Source organism: Enterococcus sp. 3C7_DIV0644, from assembly GCF_002141235.1.
Classification (GTDB): domain Bacteria; phylum Bacillota; class Bacilli; order Lactobacillales; family Enterococcaceae; genus Enterococcus_D; species Enterococcus_D entomosocium.
On sequence record NZ_NGLK01000001.1, the window covers coordinates 1,458,718 to 1,477,842 of the forward strand.

21 protein-coding genes and 1 tRNA gene are annotated in these 19,125 nt (G+C 42.3%); 10 read left to right on the plus strand and 12 right to left on the minus strand.

The window, feature by feature from the left end; all coding sequences use genetic code 11:
- Positions 1–1,185: an FtsW/RodA/SpoVE family cell cycle protein gene (locus tag A5877_RS06775; RefSeq protein WP_086316609.1), complete on the minus strand. Its 1,185-nt coding sequence runs from the start codon at positions 1,183–1,185 to the stop codon at positions 1–3.
- A gap of 554 nt (positions 1,186–1,739) precedes the next feature.
- Here A5877_RS06775 and A5877_RS06785 point away from each other — a divergent pair.
- The 7 genes from A5877_RS06785 to A5877_RS06815 are packed head-to-tail and all read left to right on the plus strand — an operon-like array spanning position 1,740 to position 7,867.
- Complete coding sequence (locus A5877_RS06785; protein ID WP_086316611.1) at positions 1,740–3,683, plus strand: transcription antiterminator; 1,944 nt, start codon at positions 1,740–1,742, stop codon at positions 3,681–3,683.
- Between the two features lie 2 nt (positions 3,684–3,685).
- Positions 3,686–4,141, plus strand: a complete 456-nt coding sequence (locus A5877_RS06790) for a PTS sugar transporter subunit IIA (RefSeq protein WP_005233600.1) — start codon at positions 3,686–3,688, stop codon at positions 4,139–4,141.
- A 15-nt stretch (positions 4,142–4,156) separates the two neighbouring features.
- Positions 4,157–5,497, plus strand: a complete 1,341-nt coding sequence (locus tag A5877_RS06795; RefSeq protein WP_016612941.1) for a PTS galactitol transporter subunit IIC — start codon at positions 4,157–4,159, stop codon at positions 5,495–5,497.
- 12 nt (positions 5,498–5,509) lie between these two features.
- A complete protein-coding gene (locus A5877_RS06800) occupies positions 5,510–5,794 on the plus strand; it encodes a PTS sugar transporter subunit IIB (RefSeq protein WP_010749080.1) in 285 nt (94 codons plus the stop codon).
- Positions 5,795–5,806: 12 nt separating this feature from the next.
- A complete protein-coding gene (locus A5877_RS06805) occupies positions 5,807–6,655 on the plus strand; it encodes a class II fructose-bisphosphate aldolase (RefSeq protein ID WP_061053343.1) in 849 nt (282 codons plus the stop codon).
- Entirely contained in the window at positions 6,655–7,347 is a 693-nt protein-coding gene (locus A5877_RS06810; protein ID WP_086316612.1) for a triose-phosphate isomerase, read from the plus strand. The genes A5877_RS06805 and A5877_RS06810 overlap by 1 nt, the downstream gene beginning before the upstream one ends.
- A 4-nt stretch (positions 7,348–7,351) precedes the next feature.
- Positions 7,352–7,867: a YjbQ family protein gene (locus A5877_RS06815; protein WP_086316613.1), complete on the plus strand. Its 516-nt coding sequence runs from the start codon at positions 7,352–7,354 to the stop codon at positions 7,865–7,867.
- A gap of 102 nt (positions 7,868–7,969) precedes the next feature.
- On the opposite strand, the gene A5877_RS06820 is transcribed toward A5877_RS06815, so the two are convergent.
- Positions 7,970–8,042: transfer RNA gene (locus tag A5877_RS06820), tRNA-Thr, on the minus strand.
- Positions 8,043–8,168: 126 nt separating this feature from the next.
- Between A5877_RS06820 and A5877_RS06825 the strand changes: the two genes are divergently transcribed.
- A complete protein-coding gene (locus A5877_RS06825; protein ID WP_005227896.1) occupies positions 8,169–8,405 on the plus strand; it encodes a hypothetical protein in 237 nt (78 codons plus the stop codon).
- 175 nt (positions 8,406–8,580) lie between these two features.
- Here the strand turns inward: A5877_RS06825 and upp are convergent, their stop codons facing one another.
- The 9 genes from upp to A5877_RS06875 form a co-directional block, all read right to left on the minus strand.
- Complete coding sequence (upp, locus tag A5877_RS06830; RefSeq protein WP_005227894.1) at positions 8,581–9,210, minus strand: uracil phosphoribosyltransferase; 630 nt, start codon at positions 9,208–9,210, stop codon at positions 8,581–8,583.
- Between the two features lie 248 nt (positions 9,211–9,458).
- Positions 9,459–10,703 carry a serine hydroxymethyltransferase gene (gene glyA, locus A5877_RS06840; protein WP_008379359.1) on the minus strand — a complete coding sequence of 415 codons (1,245 nt, stop codon included), beginning with the start codon at positions 10,701–10,703 and terminating at the stop codon, positions 9,459–9,461.
- 81 nt (positions 10,704–10,784) lie between these two features.
- The gene (locus tag A5877_RS06845; protein WP_086298302.1) at positions 10,785–11,813 is read right to left on the minus strand and encodes an L-threonylcarbamoyladenylate synthase; all 1,029 of its coding nucleotides are present in this window, start codon (positions 11,811–11,813) and stop codon (positions 10,785–10,787) included.
- 176 nt (positions 11,814–11,989) lie between these two features.
- Positions 11,990–12,847 carry a peptide chain release factor N(5)-glutamine methyltransferase gene (gene prmC, locus A5877_RS06850; protein WP_016621930.1) on the minus strand — a complete coding sequence of 286 codons (858 nt, stop codon included), beginning with the start codon at positions 12,845–12,847 and terminating at the stop codon, positions 11,990–11,992.
- Positions 12,840–13,913 carry a peptide chain release factor 1 gene (gene prfA / locus A5877_RS06855; RefSeq protein ID WP_005227884.1) on the minus strand — a complete coding sequence of 358 codons (1,074 nt, stop codon included), beginning with the start codon at positions 13,911–13,913 and terminating at the stop codon, positions 12,840–12,842. Before prfA ends, prmC begins: the two co-directional genes overlap by 8 nt.
- A 3-nt stretch (positions 13,914–13,916) precedes the next feature.
- Complete coding sequence (locus tag A5877_RS06860) at positions 13,917–14,501, minus strand: thymidine kinase (protein ID WP_005227882.1); 585 nt, start codon at positions 14,499–14,501, stop codon at positions 13,917–13,919.
- Positions 14,502–14,637: 136 nt separating this feature from the next.
- A complete protein-coding gene (locus tag A5877_RS06865; RefSeq protein ID WP_008379353.1) occupies positions 14,638–15,219 on the minus strand; it encodes an N-acetyltransferase in 582 nt (193 codons plus the stop codon).
- 54 nt (positions 15,220–15,273) lie between these two features.
- The gene (locus A5877_RS06870) at positions 15,274–15,699 is read right to left on the minus strand and encodes a GNAT family N-acetyltransferase (protein WP_005233566.1); all 426 of its coding nucleotides are present in this window, start codon (positions 15,697–15,699) and stop codon (positions 15,274–15,276) included.
- A gap of 2 nt (positions 15,700–15,701) precedes the next feature.
- Positions 15,702–16,223 (minus strand): AAA family ATPase, encoded by a 522-nt coding sequence (locus A5877_RS06875; RefSeq protein WP_008379349.1) that lies wholly within the window; start codon positions 16,221–16,223, stop codon positions 15,702–15,704.
- Positions 16,224–16,315: 92 nt separating this feature from the next.
- Between A5877_RS06875 and msrA the strand changes: the two genes are divergently transcribed.
- Both msrA and A5877_RS06885 read left to right on the plus strand, forming a co-directional pair.
- Complete coding sequence (gene msrA, locus A5877_RS06880; protein ID WP_008379347.1) at positions 16,316–16,834, plus strand: peptide-methionine (S)-S-oxide reductase MsrA; 519 nt, start codon at positions 16,316–16,318, stop codon at positions 16,832–16,834.
- A gap of 162 nt (positions 16,835–16,996) precedes the next feature.
- A complete protein-coding gene (locus A5877_RS06885; RefSeq protein WP_005233563.1) occupies positions 16,997–18,061 on the plus strand; it encodes an iron-containing alcohol dehydrogenase family protein in 1,065 nt (354 codons plus the stop codon).
- A 152-nt stretch (positions 18,062–18,213) separates the two neighbouring features.
- On the opposite strand, the gene A5877_RS06890 is transcribed toward A5877_RS06885, so the two are convergent.
- On the minus strand, positions 18,214–19,008 hold the full coding sequence (locus tag A5877_RS06890) for an HAD family hydrolase (RefSeq protein ID WP_369076018.1): 795 nt from the start codon (positions 19,006–19,008) through the stop codon (positions 18,214–18,216).
- Between the last annotated feature and the right edge of the window lie 117 nt (positions 19,009–19,125).

Consider the following 19,125-nt stretch of genomic DNA (forward strand, 5'->3'; position numbering starts at 1 on the left):
TTAAAGTGTTTTTGGTGCGGTCTCAGCTTGATAGCGCATCGATAAAATCAAACCGATCCCAATCATATTGCTTAATAGGGCAGATCCTCCTTGGCTGATAAACGGCAGTGGAATCCCCGTCAACGGTAAGAGACCGATGTTTGCGCCAATGTTTTCAAACACATGGAAGAGAATCATCATAATGATCCCAGTTGCCAAGTAGGCATAAAATTCATTGTTGGTATCGAAACATACCCGGATCATCCGGTAGATCAAAATAAAATACAATAAAATGACAAATGCGCTGCCAATAAACCCAAAATTCTCACCGATCACCGAAAAGATCATATCGGATTCTCGGACCGGTACATACACATCGCTGACATTAAATCCTTTCCCGAACATCCCGCCAGAAGCGATCGCCATCAGAGCATACGCCAATTGGAAGGATTGCCCTTGGGTATCATGAAAAGGATCTAGCCACGAATCGATACGGGCGAATTGGTATTCTTTAAAGATTCCTGTATTGTACAGAAACTCACGACCAACATCGGTGGTCACTAAGAAAATCGTTCCACCACCGAGAATCACAAATGCTGCAATCACTGGCACGATGATTCGCCATGAGATTCCTGACATCAAGAAGACCCCACCGAAAATCGCTAGAAAGACCAACATCGTACCAAAGTCGTTTTGTAAGGTAATCAGAATCAATACTGGGATCGTGACGGCTAACATTTTTGCAATCAGCAACCCATCTGTTTTCAGATCCCGTTCCCGATGCTTGACATTGTGCTGCGTGACGACTAACGCCAACATCATAATATAGGCGATCTTCATCAATTCTGAAGGCTGCAAGGTAAAGGGACCAAAACTAAACCAGTTTTTCGACCCTGTCGAGGCAGCCATCGTCCGGTTGTAAAATTTCAGCAGCGCCAACATAACGGCTAGCCCAGCTCCATAAATATAGGGCGTCAATTTCCAGAGCCATTTTGATTTGATCTGCATGATAATGATCACGGCAACAACGCCTAACACATACCATAAAGCTTGAAACCCTAACATTCGCATCATATTCGGATTATTCGGATCGTGTGTCAGCGCCACATATAGGGACGCCAAACCAATCAGACATAATAAAAATACGGGTAGAATCACACCGTAGTCAATTCGATTATCGTTCGTTTTTATTCGTGAATTTTCCATGTCCACACTCTCTTCTGTAGAATCTTTATCCATTATAGTGATAATTGAGGAGAAAAGAAAGGATTGTCCATGAGCATTCACAAAAAATTTAGAAACTTTAATGATTTTCGGGAAAAGAGGGTTAAAAACAATCTAAAATTGTTTAGAATTACAACGAAAGAAGCACTCTGTTCTGATGCATATCTGATCAATCAGAATAAGACGATAGTATATGTACTAGATAGGAAGTACAGAGACATATTTTTCTATTAAAACTCGCTGAATTCGTCTATTCTTCTTATTAATAAAACACCTTATTCTAAGTATTCTTCTTTATTTTAATTATTCTTTGCTCAATGTAACCGAACAAAGCAACTTTAAATCAGTCAAAAATTGCCACCTTATTTTCGTTTCAAAGAAATAGCAGCCTGTGACTACTTCCCTTAAGTTGCTCAGAATATAAATTGATGCACGACGAGCCTATTTACCACATTAATGTGGTAATGAAATGTTATTTACGCCACCACATAATTTCACTAGAATACAATTAAGGAAGCGCTTCCGGAGGTGAACCAATGATTTTAAATAATCGAGAACAACTACTGTTGCAACTACTATTAGAACAAACGGAGTTTCGCCCTGCCTCTTTTTTTCAAAAGCAGTTAAATGTATCCCAAAAAACGGTTTATAACAATTTAACGACTTTAGAAAAGAAACTAAAAGATTCGGGACTAGCTATCAAAAAAGTACCAAGAAAAGGAATCTTTTTATCTGGTTCTGAATCAGCAAAACAGAATGGTTATCGATTGTTAGCAAAAAAAAAGACTAAACTCGAACTATTTTCACCTAATTATCGTAAAATCTTTATTTTCGCTAACTATCTGTTTTCAGTAAAACCAATGCATTATCAGGAATTCTCTGAATATTTTTATATTAGCAACCAGTCAATAAAGAAAGATGTTGATGAAATCGTTGCTTTCTGTCGATTCCATCAAGTATCAACAAAAATGACTACTAGCGGACTCAAGCTAACCTCAGTTGAATCTGCTGCTCAAAACGTATTCAAATCTTTTTTAGAGAAGTATACCGACGCCAAAGCCAGTGAAAATCTTTTGGTCAACAATCTCTTTGACTCTAAGGTTCTCGATTTAACGAAGAAATTTGTCTCAGACATGACTCAAACAATCGGCCATCCAGTCAATAATTATTCTATTGAATCTTTGAAGCTTTCATTGCGAATTTTTCTTTCAAGACTTCTTATAGATAAACACATTGAAAAACAAGAGCATCTAGTATTTGACGAACTTAGACGAATGAAATTCTATATGATCGCGGTTGATTTTTCTGAAATGATCCAACAGCAACTACCTGTTCAATTTAGTGATACAGATATTCAATATGTGTGTTCCTTGTTATTAGCACACGGCATCGAGCCTTTTGGTCAAATGGATGAGCCTCACGAATCTACTATCACAAATTGTACGAAACAAATTATTCAAAAAATGTCACATATGTTAAACGCAGATCTGACACAAGATAAATTATTGCTGCAAACATTATTGGCTCATATCGTTCCCATGATCCATCGATCAAAGACAGGAATTTTATTGAAAAACCCACTGATAAAAAGTATCAAAAAACAATACTCAACAATGTATACATTGACCAAATATGCAATTGGAGATTTAGAGGAGCGATTTCAAATCTTATTAACAGAAGACGAAGTTTCTTTTCTGACGATCCATTTTCAGCTAGCCTTTGAAAAGATAAAAATTACTAACCATATACTAATTGTTTGCCAATCTGGTTTTGCTACATCGGAGTTGATTTTTAACCGTATCAAACAGACGATCGCTGCTGATACCGTATTGGAGATCATTCCTTTGAGTAAACTGGCCAGTACATCTCTTGAAGCTGTTGATCTGATCATATCAACTATTCCATTAGACATTACAGCACCGCCAGTTATTTATATTTCGCCGCTTCCTACTACCGAAGAAATAGGAAGAATCTCAGCAAAGATATCTAATCTTAATGAGAATGAGAAAAATTTTTACTCAAAAAAATACCAGAAAACGACTTTATTACAAAAATATTTAGATCCTACTTTCCTTTTTGTCAAAAAAAAGTTTCGAACAAAAAAAGATGTACTGGATTTTTTAGCAGATGATTATCTGAAAAAAAAGCTTGTTACAACAAAATTTAAGCATTCTCTATTTGAACGAGAGGAACTAGGAAGCACTGGCTTAAAGACGGGAGTAGCCATTCCACATGCTGATCCACATACAGTGAAAGAAACAAAACTTGCTTTTCTCACCCTCGATGCGCCAATTACTTGGGGAGACACAAAAATCCAACTAATTGTTTTGATTGCGATTGCTGAAGAAAACATGATCGAGGCAAAAGAGTTGATCGCTTCGATTTACGGATTGTTTAACTCAGCCGAAGAAATTCAATGGATCGTTAATAGTCAAACGCAAGAAGAACTGTATCAAAGATTGTTAAGAGGAGGAAATTGATCATGTTTTTTGATCACCAAATCGTGTTACTTGAAAAAGATTCTAAAACAAAAGAGGAAGCTTTTCGACTATTAGCAGACGAACTCATCAAAACTCATTGTGTAAATGATCAGTTCTATCAAAATATCGTACAGCGAGAAGAAACCTTTCCTACAGGTTTAAAAATTAACGGCATTGGGGTAGCGATCCCACATACGGACAGCAAATTTGTTTTACGATCCCAAGTCGCTTTTATGTCACTTGCCTCTCCCCTTTCATTTATTGAAATGGGTTCGCAAGAAAAGAAAATCGATGTATCTCTGTTGTTCATGCTTGCATTGAAGGAACCACATGAGCAATTGGGTATGCTACAAAATCTTATCTCTATGTTTCAAACACCAGGGGTTTTGGAAGCCCTATCCTCAGTAACGACTAAAGAAGCGTATCTTTCGATTATTGAAAAAAATGGACTGCAATAAAAAGGAGGAACAATTATGTTAAATGCATTACAGTGGTTCGTTGATCTAGGTTCAATCGTTGTTTTGCCTATTTTAATTTTTATTTTTGGAATAATTTTGGGAACCAAGCCTGGCAAAGCCTTTACTTCAGCCTTAACTGTTGGTGTCGGGTTTGTTGGATTGAATTTGGTGATTGACCTTCTAAGCAGCAGCTTGGGTCCTGCCGCCCAACATATGGTTGAACGTCTAGGATTAAATTTGACAACGATTGATGTCGGATGGCCTGCCGCAGCGGCAATTTCTTACGGGACGATTTTAGGAAGCCTTGCGATTCCGATTGGTGTGGTCCTAAATGTTTTACTCATCATTTTAGGGCTGACTAAAGTATTGAATGTAGATATTTGGAATATTTGGCACGCAGCCTTCATCTCTTCTCTGATTTATGCCCTCACTGGAGACTTTGCAATGGGGATCGCGGCCACCGTCATCTATTTGATGATGATTCTTTTAATGGGAGATATTTTAGGTCCGATCATTAATAAGTTCTACGGATTTCCTAATATCACTTTTCCTCATGGTACCGCCGCACCAGGATTCATCTTTGCACTTCCGATGAATTGGCTCTTTGATCGTATTCCGGGACTAAAAGATTGGAAAGCAGATCCAGAAACCATTCAGAAAAAATTTGGTGTCTTTGGTGACTCTACTGTTATGGGCTTTTTGATTGGTCTCATCATGGGAATACTTGCCGGATATGACACAGCAGGTGTCGGCCAATTAGCCGTCCAAACAGGCGCTGTGATGGTTTTGATGCCTAAAATGGTTGCTTTACTGATGGAAGGTCTAACGCCTATTTCTGAATCTGCAAATGAATTCGTCAAAAAACGGTTTCCTGGAAGAGAGCTTTACATCGGTATGGATGCAGCATTATCGGTTGGTCATCCAGCTGTCCTTTCTTCCTCATTGCTGCTAGTTCCGATCACTATTTTGTTAGCCGTAGTTCTACCTGGCAATACGACCTTGCCTTTTGGTGATTTAGCAACCATTCCCTTTCTGATTTGCTTGATGGCTGCTGTTTTTGGAGGAAACATCATTCGAACAGTAATTGCTGGAACGATTTATATGGTAAGCATTCTCTATATTACTTCGTGGGCAGCACCGCTTGTCACTACTGCTGCTCGATCCGCAAACTTTGATCTACAAGGAAACTCTATGATCACTGCTATGGCTGAAGGTGGTTTATGGACCACATTCCTTTATGTCGGCTTAACCAAAATATTAAGCTGGGGCGGTTTAGCCATAATTGGCGTCTCTGTTTTGTTTGGATTGATTTATGTAAATAAAATTCGTCCCAAGAAACAAACATCGAAATTATAGGAGGAAATGATAATGAAAAAACTATTGATTATGTGCGGTACAGGTGTTGCAACTTCAACAATTGTAACAAATAAGGTAAAAGAATGGCTGAAAGAAAAAGGGATGACTGATCAAGTGAAACTGTATCAATCCAAAGTGGCAGATGAGATGAATAAAATTGATAACTATGACATCGTGGTGAGTACAACGGTTGTTCCAGACTCAATCAAAGATCGCGTAATTATGGGGCTGCCACTCTTAACAGGGATTGGTACAGAAGAAATGTACGCGGAAATCGAAAAGAAAATCAAAGAATAAGGAGAATGCCCTATGTTGGTCACAACAAAAGAACTATTCGCACATGCAGAAAAACACAATTATGCATTACCTGCAGCAAATTTTTTCGACTTAACTAGTGCAAGGTCATACGCGGAGACTGCTGAACGTTTAAACAAGCCTTTGATATTGGCCTTCGCTCAGTCCCATATGAACATGTTGACTTTAGAAGAGGCTGCCATGATTGGAAAATTTTTGGCAAAGAAAAGCACTGTACCTATCGCTTTGCACTTAGATCATGGTACCGATGAAGAGGTCATCAAAAGAGCCATTCATTTAGGTTTTACTTCCGTAATGATCGATGCTTCTGAGGAGCCATTTGAAGAAAATGTCCGTCGGTCAAAGGAGATCGCCGATTACGCTCATAAAAATGGTGTCGTTGTTGAAGCCGAAATCGGGCACGTTGGGTCGGAAAACAGTCTGGAATCAGCCGTAAATAGTCAATCTATTTACACAGAACCTTCTGAGGCTGTTACATTTGCCAAATTAACCGGGGTTGATTCGTTGGCAGTTTCTATTGGCACCTCTCACGGACATTATCAAGGGATACCCAAAATAAATTTTGACGTTTTAAAGGAAATACACCATGCCGTCAATGTTCCTCTTGTTCTGCATGGCGGATCCTCTTCTGGCGATGAAAACCTTGAAAAATGTGCCTTAGAAGGTATCCGGAAAATAAATATTTTTACTGACTTTGTCACTGCTGCTATGAATGAAATTCACAAAAATCAACCAAATGACTATTTCGATTTACTTCATTCAGCAAGCAATGGAATGTCCAAGACACTCGAGCACTATTTTACAGTCTTTCATACCAAACCTTATCGTGAAGGAGAAAGCTAATGAAAAAAAGAACTTTAAGATCGCCATTCTTTGTCATCAATCCCAAAGCCTATCTTTATGGAAAACAAGCATTGGCATTGGCAAAAGCTGCTGATGAGTTGTCATCTTTGTATGACATCGACATTCTATTTACTGTTCAGCATGCAGACGTTTCTTTAATTAAACAGGCAACAACACATTTATTCGTCACTGTCCAACACTTAGACGGAATCGAAATCGGTCGTGGAATGGGCTATGTTTTACCCGAAGCAGTGGCAGAAGCCGGAGCTGAAGCTACCTTTTTAAACCATGCTGAACACCCCATGACATTGCAAGAACTGACTAAAGCGATTCAGCGCTCAAATGAATTGGGTCTCTTAACAATTGTCTGTGCGAATTCATTGACTGAAGCGAGAGCCGCGGCTTCCCTAAAACCCGATGTGATGGTTTGCGAGCCAACCGAACTAATTGGGACAGGACAAACCAGTGATCTTCAATACATGACGGAAACAAATCGTGTTGTTCGGGAAATTGATCCAGAAATCCTGATTTTGCAGGCTGCTGGTATATCTAGTGCTGCCGATGTTGAAAAAGCTTTGTCGTCAGGTGCTGATGGTACCGGAGGGACAAGCGGTATTGTGCAAGCAGATGATCCAGTTCAAACCCTTACAGAAATGATCAGACAAGCGGTGAAGCACAAAAAGGAGGATTAACACTGTGAAATTTTTAAAAGAGCAACTGACGTTAACTTCTAACGGGAATCGAGTGTCTTACCACAACATCACAGAAGAAGTGAAAGCAATGGTTGAAAAAAGTGGAATTTCAAATGGAATCTGTCTCGTACAGTCTCCCCATACGACTTGTTCTGTTATCTTTGAAGAATACATGCATGATACAGACTTTAACGGAGATGAATTTCTTCAAGTTGATTTAAACCGAATTCTCGATAAAATTATTCCTCGTGAACTATCAGAAAATACCGATTATCGTTATCCTGGACCAAAGCATTTAGAATTTTTGATGAGTCTGGACGATCCAAACTACCCAACAGATCCAGCAACGATTTTAAACGGCGATGCGCATATTCGCTCGAGTTTTTTCGGTGCAAGCGAAAGCTTTATTTTAAGTAATGGCAAGCTAGAGATCGGCTCCGTAGGCTATATCTATTTTGTTGACTTCGATCAAAATCGTGTGCGAAATAGGACATGCCATATAATGCTAATGGGCGAATAAGAACAATTATCGGGGAAACCAAGAAAAATTGAGATTACTTATCGCCTGCAAAAGAAAAACCATGAATCCTCTAAAAGAAGATTCATGGTTTTTCATTTCTTATGCCAGCTGCAGGATTCGAACCTGTGACCTACGCGTTACGAGTGCGTTGCTCTACCAACTGAGCTAAGCTGGCGTTGTATGGCACAAAGAAAATTATATGCAAAAACGGTTGTTTTGTAAAGAGGTCTGCTGAAAAAAATCTACTTACTGAAATTTTCCGAAAATTGTGATATAATAGAAGTATCAAGGAGGTTTTTACATGGCAACATTTGGTAAATTCGAAACAACAATTGTCCCGTCACAAGAAGGTTCAACGTTTGAGGTCGCTACTCCTGTCATGTTCACGTTCCATGGGAAGAAACAAACTGGTACCATCACAAAGCAGTTGAAAAACTCTGCGGTGGTCGAGCTGAACGAAACCCCAGAAAACCAGAAATTAGTTTCGCAAAGTAATGGTGTATTGATCATCAATTACAAACAATTAACCAAACTATAACCCGTTTAATGCAAGGAGAAAATCAGTTGATTTTCTCCTTTTTTCATTGTCTGATTTTTTGAAAAGCGCAAAAAAAGCCATGGATAACCGATCGAACCGTTTTGGCTGTCGATCTTCTTCCATGGCATCATTGACGAGGCAAAACTTCAGTTGCCTTTGTCTTATTTGTATTGATTTATTTTGTACCGAATAGACGGTCACCAGCATCGCCCAAACCAGGAACGATATAGCCGTGTTCATTTAGGCGTTCATCAAGATTTGCAGTGTAGATATCAACATCTGGATGGGCATCTTGCAATGCTTTCACGCCTTCTGGTGCAGCAACTAAGCAGACGAATTTCATGTTTGAAGCGCCGCGTTTTTTCAGTGCGTCGATCGCCATGATCGCTGAACCGCCCGTAGCTAACATTGGGTCAACGATAAATAATTGACGTTCATCGATATCTTCAGGTAATTTTACGAAGTATTCGTGTGGTTCTAGCGTTTCTTCATCACGGTACATCCCGATATGACCAACTTTTGCGGCTGGGATCAATTCAAGGATACCATCAACCATGCCTAGACCTGCGCGCAGGATCGGAATGATCGCTACCTTTTTACCAGATAGTGTTTTTTGTGTTGATTCTTCAATTGGTGTTTCAATCACTAGATCTTCAAGCGGCATGTCGCGAGACACTTCATACGCCATCAACATTGCGATTTCATTAACAACTTCACGGAAAACCTTTGTTCCACAGTTCTTGTCGCGGATCATTGTTAATTTGTGTTGGATCAGCGGGTGATCGATTACTTGAAATTTACCCATTTAAAAAAATCTCCTTTGGTTTTTCTCTTATTTTAAAGCAAATCGGCTCTTGTTACAACCATCTGCCACAGGCAATACTGCTTTTCCTCAAAAAAAGGATTGTGTTAGAAGGAAGGAGACAAGACGGCATGTAACACGCCTCTGCGTTCATTCTAGCCCCTTTTTCACTTTTGGTGATCAAAGAGCTGGAGCGCAGGAAAAACGCGTGAGACATCTTGTCTGACCTTAACTTCTGTCACAGTCCCATTTTATTTGTTTTTGTAAAGTGGATAGTTGTCCGTCAATTCTTTGACTTGCGCCGCTACTTCTGCCAAGACGGCTTCATCATTTGGTTTTTCTAAAACTTTGACGATCAATTTCGCCACTTCGACACAATCTTCTTCTTTAAAGCCACGACTAGTGATCGCTGGTGTCCCCACGCGAATCCCACTCGTTTTGAAAGGACTTAATGATTCGAAAGGAATCGAGTTTTTATTGACGGTGATATTGACTTGATCCAGCAATGCTTCTGCTTCTTTGCCGTTCAAATCAAAGCCACGCACATCGATCAATAATAGGTGATTGTCTGTTGCACCAGAGACCAAGCGGGCTTGTGGTGCTTGGTTGAAGACTTTCGCCATTGCTTGCGCATTGCGAATGACTTGTTCAGAGTACTCTTTGAACGACGCATCTTGTGCTTCTTTAAATGCAACAGCTTTCGCTGCAATCACGTGCTCTAATGGGCCGCCTTGAATACCAGGGAAAACGGCACTATTGATTTTTTTCGCTAAATCTTCATCATTTGTTAAAATCAAGCCGCCTCGAGGGCCGCGTAATGTTTTATGGGTCGTAGAAGTCGTGATGTCCGCATAAGGAACTGGGTTTGGATGAAGACCAGCCGCTACTAAACCAGCGATATGCGCCATATCCACCATCAATTTTGCGCCAACTTCATCAGCGATTTCACGGAACTTCGCAAAATCGATCGTACGTGAGTAAGCACTGGCACCGGCAACGATCAGTTTCGGTTGATGCTTGCGCGCCAAAATACGAACGACATTGTAGTCAATGACTTCTGTTGCAGGATCAACACCATAACTAACAAAATTATAGGTCTTGCCGCTGAAATTCACTGGTGAGCCATGGGTCAAATGACCGCCTGCGGAAAGATCCATCCCTAATACTGTATCGCCTGTTTCGATCAACGCTAAATAAGCTGCTGTGTTGGCTTGAGAACCAGAATGCGGTTGAACATTGGCATATGCCGCACCGAAAATACTTTTCGCCCGTTCAATTGCTAAGTTTTCTACCACATCAACAAATTCACAACCGCCATAGTAACGACGACCTGGATAACCTTCAGCGTATTTATTTGTCAAAATACTACCTTGCGCAGCCATTACACCTTCTGAAACGATATTTTCAGACGCAATCAATTCCAAATTGTTTTGTTGACGATTCGTTTCTTTTTCGATCGCTTGCCACAATTCGGGATCAAACGTTTGATAATCCATGCTTACAACACCCCTTTACCTTAATGGTAGCATTGTATCACATTTCTTCATAAGCTACCTATAATGAATTCTGGTTTTTTGCTAATTTTCTTGAAAGAAACTTTGATTTGCAGCTTTTTTCAACCGATTCATATAAGCAGCCCCTAAGCCGCTTTCTGGAAACGTGGGTGCGAATAAGACATCTAGCTCAGCAATCGATTCATCTAACGCCCGTAACCCCGCAAACAGCCCTTTTGTCGCAGCTTCCACACTGTCATCAAAAAATAAATAGATGGCTGCAGCTTCGAAGCGGACCTGCTCGGCGATCGTCGGTCCAGCTAAAACACCTACCTTAAGCTGCTGTTCTCTCGCCCAAGCCATGGCTGCCGACCAATCTTGGTCATTGACCATCATGACGTTGGTATTCGGTGCATAGTGCTTATATTTCATGCCTGGCGCTTTGGGTGCTTCACTTTCTGTTACTAAATGCTGATCGACGAGGACTTTTGTTTGTAAGACTGCTTCAAGCTGTTCTTTAGAGATTGCACCAGGGCGTAAGATGATCGGCGGTGCCGTTGGGTCACTCAAATCTAAGACCGTTGATTCGACACCGATCTGTGTCACCCCATCGTCCAAGATGCCAGCGATTTTGCCTGCCAGATCATGCTGAACATGCGCAGCTGATGTTGGGCTTGGTTTACCAGATGTATTTGCGCTAGGACCAACCAATGGCTGTTGGGCTTGTTTGATCAACGCTAACGTCTTGGTGTTGTTGGGCATCCGAAACGCCGCTGTGGATAAGCCGCCAGTAACGATGCTAGGTAAGCTGTCTTTTTTGATCGAAAAGATCAAGGTTAGGGGCCCAGGCCAGAAAGTTTCCATCAATTTATCAGCAAAAGGATGCTTGTTATCCACAAACGGTTCCAACTGCTCTGGCTCGGCAATATGAACGATCAAAGGGTTGTCACTAGGTCGTCCTTTGACTTGATACACTTGCGCAACAGCCTTTGGCAAAAGCGCGCTAGCCCCTAGTCCATAGACAGTTTCCGTCGGGAACGCCACTAATCCCCCCTCAGCTAAGATAGCTGCTGCTTCGTTTAACTGTGATTGATCAAAAATTTTTGTTTCCACAATTTATCCACATCCTTTTTTGAGAAGTTTCCACACTTATCAACATTTTCTCGTTTCTTATCCACATTTTGTGGATAAGTCGTTTGTCAAGTGTGGATAACCTTGTTTATAACTCCATTTATTCCCAAATTGTTCATTTCATAAGGTTTTTGCACTTTTTCTGTAGCAAAAAAAATTTATTTATCCACATCTTGTGGATGACTGACGAACACCATCCGATCTTGACCCGCAAGATCTTTTACTACGGTAACTTCTTTGTTGGAAAAAGCGGCTGCAAAAAGCTGTTGAACAGCTTGTCCTTGCTGGAAGCCGATTTCCAGCGCCATTTGCCCACTTGGTGCCAAACACTTCGGTGCTTGCTGTGCTAATTGCTTATAGATCGCCAATCCTTGTTCTTGAGCAAAAAGCGCCATTTTAGGCTCTTTTTCCCGTACACTGATATCCATCAGCGGCCACTCTTCAGCGCTGATATACGGCGGGTTGGAAACGATCAGATCCCATTGCTGATCTGCCACAGGCTCCAAGGTATCTCCTTGGAAAAAGCGGATCTCTGCACCTAAGGCTGTCGCATTTTCTTTAGCAACGGCTAACGCCTCTGCTGAAAGATCCACGGCACTTACCGACCACTGGGGACGTGCCAATTTTAAGGCAATGGCGATCGCTCCTGTACCCGTGCCAATGTCAACGACTCGTAGCGGCTGATCTGCTGGTAGTTTTGCCAGACAGTTTTCCACCAGCTCTTCGGTTTCTGGACGCGGGATCAAGGTTGCAGGGGTCACTTTTAAGCGATGACCATAAAATTCTTCATACCCCAATAAATATTGCGGGGGTTCATGCTGTAGCAACTGTTCAAGATCTGCTGCGATCTGTGCCTCATCTTCCCTTAGGATGGGTTGGTCCATCTGCAGCAGCCAATCGAGTTGCTGCCAGTTTTTTCGCTGTAAAAACAGGTATTGGATCGCATACCCGTCCAGTCCTTTCGTTTCTAAAAAAGAAGAAGCCCGTGAAAGGACTTCTCGATAGGTTTTAGCCATTTTGCATCTCATCTAATTTTGATGTTTGATCGTAAACGATCAGTGCATCAACAATTTCATCGAGTTTTCCAGCTAAAATTTGATCCAATTTTTGAATAGTCAACCCGATACGGTGATCTGTTACGCGGTTTTGCGGGAAGTTATAAGTCCGGATCCGTTCAGAACGATCGCCGGTACCCACTGCTGATTTACGGTTTGCATCGTATTCGCTTTGTGCTTCTTGCTGCATTTGGTCATAGACCCGTGCCCGCAAGACTTTCATCGCTTTCTCACGGTTTTTCAGCTGTGAACGCTCATCTTGCATCGCAACAGCGATCCCTGTTGGCAAGTGAGTCAAACGAACAGCAGAAGCTGTTTTGTTAACGTGCTGACCACCGGCACCAGAGGCATGGTAAATATCGGTCCGAATATCTTTGTCTGCGATATCGATTTCGACTTCTTCTGCTTCAGGCATAACCACGACCGTTGCCGTAGACGTATGGATTCGGCCTTGTGATTCGGTAGACGGTACCCTTTGCACTCGGTGGGCGCCGCTCTCATATTTCAATTTTGAAAAGACGTTGTCGCCAGTGATCATCATGATGACTTCTTTGTAGCCGCCGATCCCAGTGACGTTGGCATCCATGACTTCGACTTTCCAGCCTTGGTTTTCCGCATATTTTTGATACATATTGAAAAGATCGCCAGCAAATAAGGCTGCTTCGTCGCCGCCTGCTGCACCACGGATCTCCATGATGATGTTTTTGTCATCATTCGGGTCTTTTGGCAACAACAAAATCTTGATGCGTTCTTCTAAAACGTCTTTTTCTTTTTTCAAGTCAGAGAGTTCTTCTTTGGCCATCTCAGCCATTTCTGCATCTAGGTTTTCCCCAAGCATTTCTTCAGTGTCCTTGATTCCTTCAACGACTTCTTTGTAACGGCGGTAGACTTCCACCGTTTCCCGTGTATTGGCTTCTTCTTTTGAAAGCTGCATGAAGCGTTTGGTGTCAGAGATCACGGCTGGATCACTTAGTAATTCGCCTAATTCTTCGTAACGGTCTTCGATTGCTTGTAACTGATCGTACATTGATTATTCTCCTTCTTTTTTCATTCCCGGGTGAAAGTAATGCTTGCGGCAAACTGGATAATACGCTTCATTGCCGCCGATTTGTACTTGATCGCCCTCGTAAACGGGTTTTCCGTCGATATAGTGCAAGTTCATGGTTGCTTTTTTATGACAGAACCAGCAGATGGTTTTCATCTCTTCGATTTTATCTGCGTAAAGCAGCAAGTATTTTGAGCCTTCAAATAATTCATTGCGGAAATCATTTTTCAAGCCAAAGGCCATTACAGGAATACCTAACTCATCCACGATTTTGGTGAAAGCCAGCACGTGATGCTTCTTTAGGAACTGTGCTTCGTCGATCAAAATACAATAAGGTTTATAACCGAGGTCTTTGATCAAATGAAATAGATCCGTTTCATCAAAAATCGGGATCGCGTCTCGCTCTAAGCCGATGCGACTCGAAACATTTCCCACGCCGCTTCTCGTGTCCAATCCACTTGTCATGATCACGACTGGTTTGTCTTGTTCTTCATAGTTGTGAGCAACTTTCAGTATCTCGATCGTTTTCCCACTATTCATTGCGCCATATTTAAAAAAAAGCTGTGCCATCTCGCCCATCCTTCCTCATACTCCTTTGGTATTATACTTGAAAAAGGAGAATTTTTACAGACTTAAATTCGACACACGCCGCCTTTTACGCAAGAGTTTTACGAAAAGTTAACGGATTTTTTGCTGCCGGTACTTCTTAATCATTTCTGGCTTTTCTGGCCACTTCTGCCAATACTTGACAAGCCAGTGGATATTCTGGATTTTCATTCCCATTGATATCCGTTGCAATGATCACAAAACCGAGCTGCTGGTAGAGCTTGATTGCTGCGTGGCTCCACGTTTGCGTATGAAGATACATCGGCTCGTTGGCTGCCTCTAAGACAGAAACGACTTGCGTGACCAAGCCGCGAGCGATCCCTTGACGTTGAGCTTGCGGCATTACTGCTACCCAATGGACTAGCGGAACCGGTGTACCGTCTTGCTTGGCTTTTTTCCAAGCGGTAGCCGTGCCGACCGGTGTACCTGTTTGATCAAGGGCAAAAAACATTCGCTGTCCTAGCTGTGCTTGCTCGGGCATAAATTCTTTTTCAAAATACGCCAATGCCTCTTCCTCATTGTCAAACTCTCCGACGGATGTTTCGATCCGTGCCCAGTGCCTTTCGTCTCCTGCTTGGTAGCTGCGTAGCGAATAGTTATCGGATTGAATGGGCTGGATCGGTGTGCTTTTGTGTGCTCGCTTCATCCAGATTTCTGCATATGGAATTGATTTATCTAACATTGGTTGTGCCTCTCTTTCCTTGGTTTCGTCCTTGTTCAACGGTTTCTTCGGGATTCAATCACGTAATTTCTTTACTAGAAAAATTTCTGTTAGCTGATTTTGCGTATGGGCGATTCTCCCGATTTCTTCATAGCCCACTCGCTGATAAAAATCTGGTGCTTGGAAATCAAAAGTCGCCGTCTGGCAATTTTCACAGCCAAATGCTTTCAACTGCTGTTCAAGATCCGTAAGAATCTGCTTGCCATACCCTTTTCCCCGCTCGGATGCTTTGACCCACAGGGTGTCAAGATAGCCGATATGATACATCGAGGCGTAGGCAATACCGCCAGCAATCACCACACCCTCTTTTTTGATTACACTGCTAAAGTTCTGATAGGTCTCTGTTTGTGTAAATGGTTTTTGATGCTTTGTGTATGCTGTTAATGCTGTTTCTAACGCAGCCAATTCTTGGTCTGTTCCTTGTTCAATGATTCGCGCCATATTCAATCACTCCTTCTTGTTTCTTGATAATCTGCGATGATCTGATCGACCGTTTCTGCTATCGTTAGGCCTTCTTTGATCAGTCTTTCCTCTGAAGATCCTTTTGGGAAAAGCAAGTCTCGCTCAAGCCACCATTTGCGCATCGCTTCCTCGGAAAAATAGTCTCGCTGCATTCGGGTCTGATGTCTTTTGACCGTTTCCTCGAAAGAAAGATCAAAATAATAAACTAGCTTTTTTTGGGGAAAGAGTTTCATTAGAAAGTCGAGAAAGTCTTGGTATTTTTCACGAGAATAAATCCCCTCAACAAGTATCATCGGCACTTTCCCCTTCGCATATAGGACAGCTTCTTTCATCAAACCGCTGGCTAAATTATTAGGGGTATCTTTGACACAAAAAATTTCTCGCCGAAAAACATCTTGTGAAATCAGCACTGCCTCTTCCCCAAAAACGTGCTGAACAGCTTTGGCAATAGTGGTTTTTCCGCTGCCAGAATTCCCCCGTAGTAAAATTAACATGCTTTCCATGGGCGGTTCCTTTCTTCGTTAGTAAGTTATCTAAGCATATCTCTTGTTTTTCTCTACTAGAAGCATACCATAGAAGCAAAGGAGGAATACCTATGAATGATACGGCAATTTTTGCTGGTGGTTGTTTTTGGTGCATGGTGAAGCCTTTTGATTCACAGCCAGGCATCCTCAAAGTGGTTTCGGGCTTTACTGGCGGCCATGTCCCTAACCCAACCTACCAACAAGTAACGACAGGTACCACCGGTCACACCGAAGCAGTTGAAATCACCTTTGATCCTGAAGTCATCTCTTATGAAGAATTAGTTGCCATCTATTGGCAGCAGACAGACCCCACGGATGCGTTTGGTCAGTTTGCCGACCGTGGTGATTCCTATCGTCCAGTGATTTTTTACAATAGTGAAGAACAAAAAGCGATTGCGGAAAAATCAAAGGCGCAGTTGCAAGCTAGCGGCCGCTTTGACCGTCCGATCGTAACGAAGATCGAACCAGCAGAACCTTTTTATCCTGCAGAAGATTATCATCAAGATTTTTACAAAAAAAATGCAGCCCATTACAATGCTTATAGCGAAGGCTCCGGTCGAGCCGGCTTTATTCGCCAAAACTGGGCTTAACATTTTGGGGAACGTTCCTTACAATTCATCACTAACAGCCGATCTGCCTCGTCAGCAGATCGGCTGTTTTCTGTTTTTTCCCAAAAAGGAAATTGACAGTTAGGGCATTTTCGCGCTACACTGATTAGAAAATTCTGACGATTATAAAGGAGTGTTTGTTTGATGTTAGCTAATGAAGTCCGTCCAGGTCCAAACCGTTATATTACGGGCGATGGGGTCTTAACTGATTTGCCGGAGTATTTACGAGAGTTCCAAGAGGTAGCAGTAATTACTGGGGAGCAGTCATTCGATGTGTTTTCGAACTATTACCCTCATTCATTTGACTACCCGATCTACCGCTACGATGGATCATCGAGTTATGAAAATGCGCAAACCTTAGCTGAAGCGATCCAGCAAGCAGATGCCGTGGTGGCAATCGGCGGCGGCAAGGTCGCTGATACAGCAAAAATCACCGCCCAAACCCTTGGCGCAGAGCTGATCGTGATCCCTACATTGGTTTCCAACTGTGCGCCCTTTACCCCGGTGATCGTCGCCTATTACCCCGATCATACGATTTGTAAAATCGACTATGCCAAAAAAGGTGCCTACATGACGATCGTCGACACCCGTTTTTTACTAGCCACACCTGTTGATTACTTTATCGCAGGGATCGCTGATACCTTAGCCAAATATTATGAAATGGAAGCCATCGTCCGCAACATGGCAGAAGACGACAAGACTGCCTTAGTACGGCTAGGTTTCCAAAGCGCTCTTTTGATCAAAAACTTGCTGATTGCCGATGCGATCCAAGCTGTCAAAGACCTAGAAGCTGGGCAGCTGACACCCGCCTTTGCCCGCATCACCGACGCGATCATTGCTTTGGCAGGTGAAGTTGGCGGTTTTGCAGTAGAGTTTGGCCGCACGTCCGGTGCGCATGCGCTGCATGACGGCTTGTCTTATTTGAATGAGACCCATAGTGTCTTGCACGGCAATAAAGTCGCCTACTGCATTTGGGTCCAGCTTGCCTATACCAATGATTTTGATGTGATTGAAGAATTACGGCCGTTTTACGAAGCTTTGCACTTGCCGATGAAGCTGAAGGATCTCCACGTGACACGCCTTGATCGGGATTACTTCGCCTCGGTTCTGACCTATGCTGTCAAGGAAGAAGAAACCTTTATTTTGATCGATCCTGCGATCACACCCGAAAAAGTCTATCAGGCGATCGAAGCAGTAGAGGCGCTGTAAACCGTACAAATTGCTAAACAACTTTATATCAATAAAAAACTGTTTCCCTAATGCATTTCGGAAACAGTTTTTTTATTTGATCAAACTGACACGCAGTAGCGATCCTGGCTGCGCATGTTATTAGCGGGCAACAGCAACTGACGCATTGCCCATCACTGCACGGCTTCACCCAGCAACCCGTTTTCTAAGCAGTATTGATAAATGCCTTCCTCGGCTACGTGACCAATCACTTCGTCGGCGATCGCTTTTAACTCATCCGAAGCATTGGCCATTGCTAGACCCCAGCCGACTGCCTCCAGCATCTCAATATCATTGTTGCCATCCCCAAAGGCAATGGCTTCGGATTTATCCAAGCCATAGTAAGCCAGCATTTTGGCAATGCCGCTTCCTTTCCCGCTGCTGGCTGGAATAATATCGACTGCCCGATCCCACCAGGCGGTGATTTTCGCCTCTGTAGTATTTGCCATCACTTTGGCGTAGTCTTCTTTCCCTGAACCTAACATCACTTGGAAAATGTCTTGCTGTTGGATCAACTCTTCAAAATCTTCTGCCACGATCACTTCTTGGTGAGCAAAGGAAAAATACTCAACTAAATCAGCATCTTTGCCATTGGCAACGGTACGATCCTTCGTTGCGATTGCTACTGGACGCTTGAGGGCCGTCGCATTTTCTATGATTTGCTGAACATCTTTTTTAGGAATGGGGTTTTGGTGGATCCCCTCGGCTTGATTAAAACAATACGATCCGTTAAAGGTCAAAAACGCATCGAAGGTCACGCCTTCAAATTGCGGCAACGCGATGGGACTTCTGCCAGTCGCAATGCACAACAGGATCCCTTGCTTCTTCAAGGCTTTTAATGTGGCTAACATTCTTTTAGAGATTTGCTTTTTGCTCATGTCGATCAGTGTGCCGTCAACATCAAAAAAAATAATTTTCACGTTCTTCATGATCTTCCCCATTTCCGTCTCGATTTTCAAAAAAATTGATGCGCTTTTCTCTCTATTGTTCCGTGCGGATCGTCGCTGTTATCTTTTATTTCTTTTATCTTCTCATAAATTGCCAGC

Bases quoted from the DNA above. Each gene is read 5' to 3' on its own strand.
- A5877_RS06825 (WP_005227896.1), top strand. From the start codon at position 8,169: ATGGCAACATTTGGTAAATTCGAAACAACAATTGTCCCGTCACAAGAA.
- A5877_RS06890 (WP_369076018.1), bottom strand. From the start codon at position 19,008: ATGAAGAACGTGAAAATTATTTTTTTTGATGTTGACGGCACACTGATC.
- upp (WP_005227894.1), bottom strand. From the start codon at position 9,210: ATGGGTAAATTTCAAGTAATCGATCACCCGCTGATCCAACACAAATTA.
- msrA (WP_008379347.1), top strand. From the start codon at position 16,316: ATGAATGATACGGCAATTTTTGCTGGTGGTTGTTTTTGGTGCATGGTG.
- A5877_RS06795 (WP_016612941.1), top strand. From the start codon at position 4,157: ATGTTAAATGCATTACAGTGGTTCGTTGATCTAGGTTCAATCGTTGTT.
- A5877_RS06775 (WP_086316609.1), bottom strand. From the start codon at position 1,185: ATGGAAAATTCACGAATAAAAACGAACGATAATCGAATTGACTACGGT.
- A5877_RS06810 (WP_086316612.1), top strand. From the start codon at position 6,655: ATGAAAAAAAGAACTTTAAGATCGCCATTCTTTGTCATCAATCCCAAA.
- glyA (WP_008379359.1), bottom strand. From the start codon at position 10,703: ATGGATTATCAAACGTTTGATCCCGAATTGTGGCAAGCGATCGAAAAA.
- A5877_RS06860 (WP_005227882.1), bottom strand. From the start codon at position 14,501: ATGGCACAGCTTTTTTTTAAATATGGCGCAATGAATAGTGGGAAAACG.
- A5877_RS06805 (WP_061053343.1), top strand. From the start codon at position 5,807: ATGTTGGTCACAACAAAAGAACTATTCGCACATGCAGAAAAACACAAT.
- A5877_RS06865 (WP_008379353.1), bottom strand. From the start codon at position 15,219: ATGTTAGATAAATCAATTCCATATGCAGAAATCTGGATGAAGCGAGCA.
- A5877_RS06870 (WP_005233566.1), bottom strand. From the start codon at position 15,699: ATGGCGCGAATCATTGAACAAGGAACAGACCAAGAATTGGCTGCGTTA.
- A5877_RS06785 (WP_086316611.1), top strand. From the start codon at position 1,740: ATGATTTTAAATAATCGAGAACAACTACTGTTGCAACTACTATTAGAA.
- A5877_RS06800 (WP_010749080.1), top strand. From the start codon at position 5,510: ATGAAAAAACTATTGATTATGTGCGGTACAGGTGTTGCAACTTCAACA.
- A5877_RS06790 (WP_005233600.1), top strand. From the start codon at position 3,686: ATGTTTTTTGATCACCAAATCGTGTTACTTGAAAAAGATTCTAAAACA.
- prmC (WP_016621930.1), bottom strand. From the start codon at position 12,847: ATGGCTAAAACCTATCGAGAAGTCCTTTCACGGGCTTCTTCTTTTTTA.
- A5877_RS06875 (WP_008379349.1), bottom strand. From the start codon at position 16,223: ATGGAAAGCATGTTAATTTTACTACGGGGGAATTCTGGCAGCGGAAAA.
- prfA (WP_005227884.1), bottom strand. From the start codon at position 13,913: ATGTACGATCAGTTACAAGCAATCGAAGACCGTTACGAAGAATTAGGC.
- A5877_RS06885 (WP_005233563.1), top strand. From the start codon at position 16,997: ATGTTAGCTAATGAAGTCCGTCCAGGTCCAAACCGTTATATTACGGGC.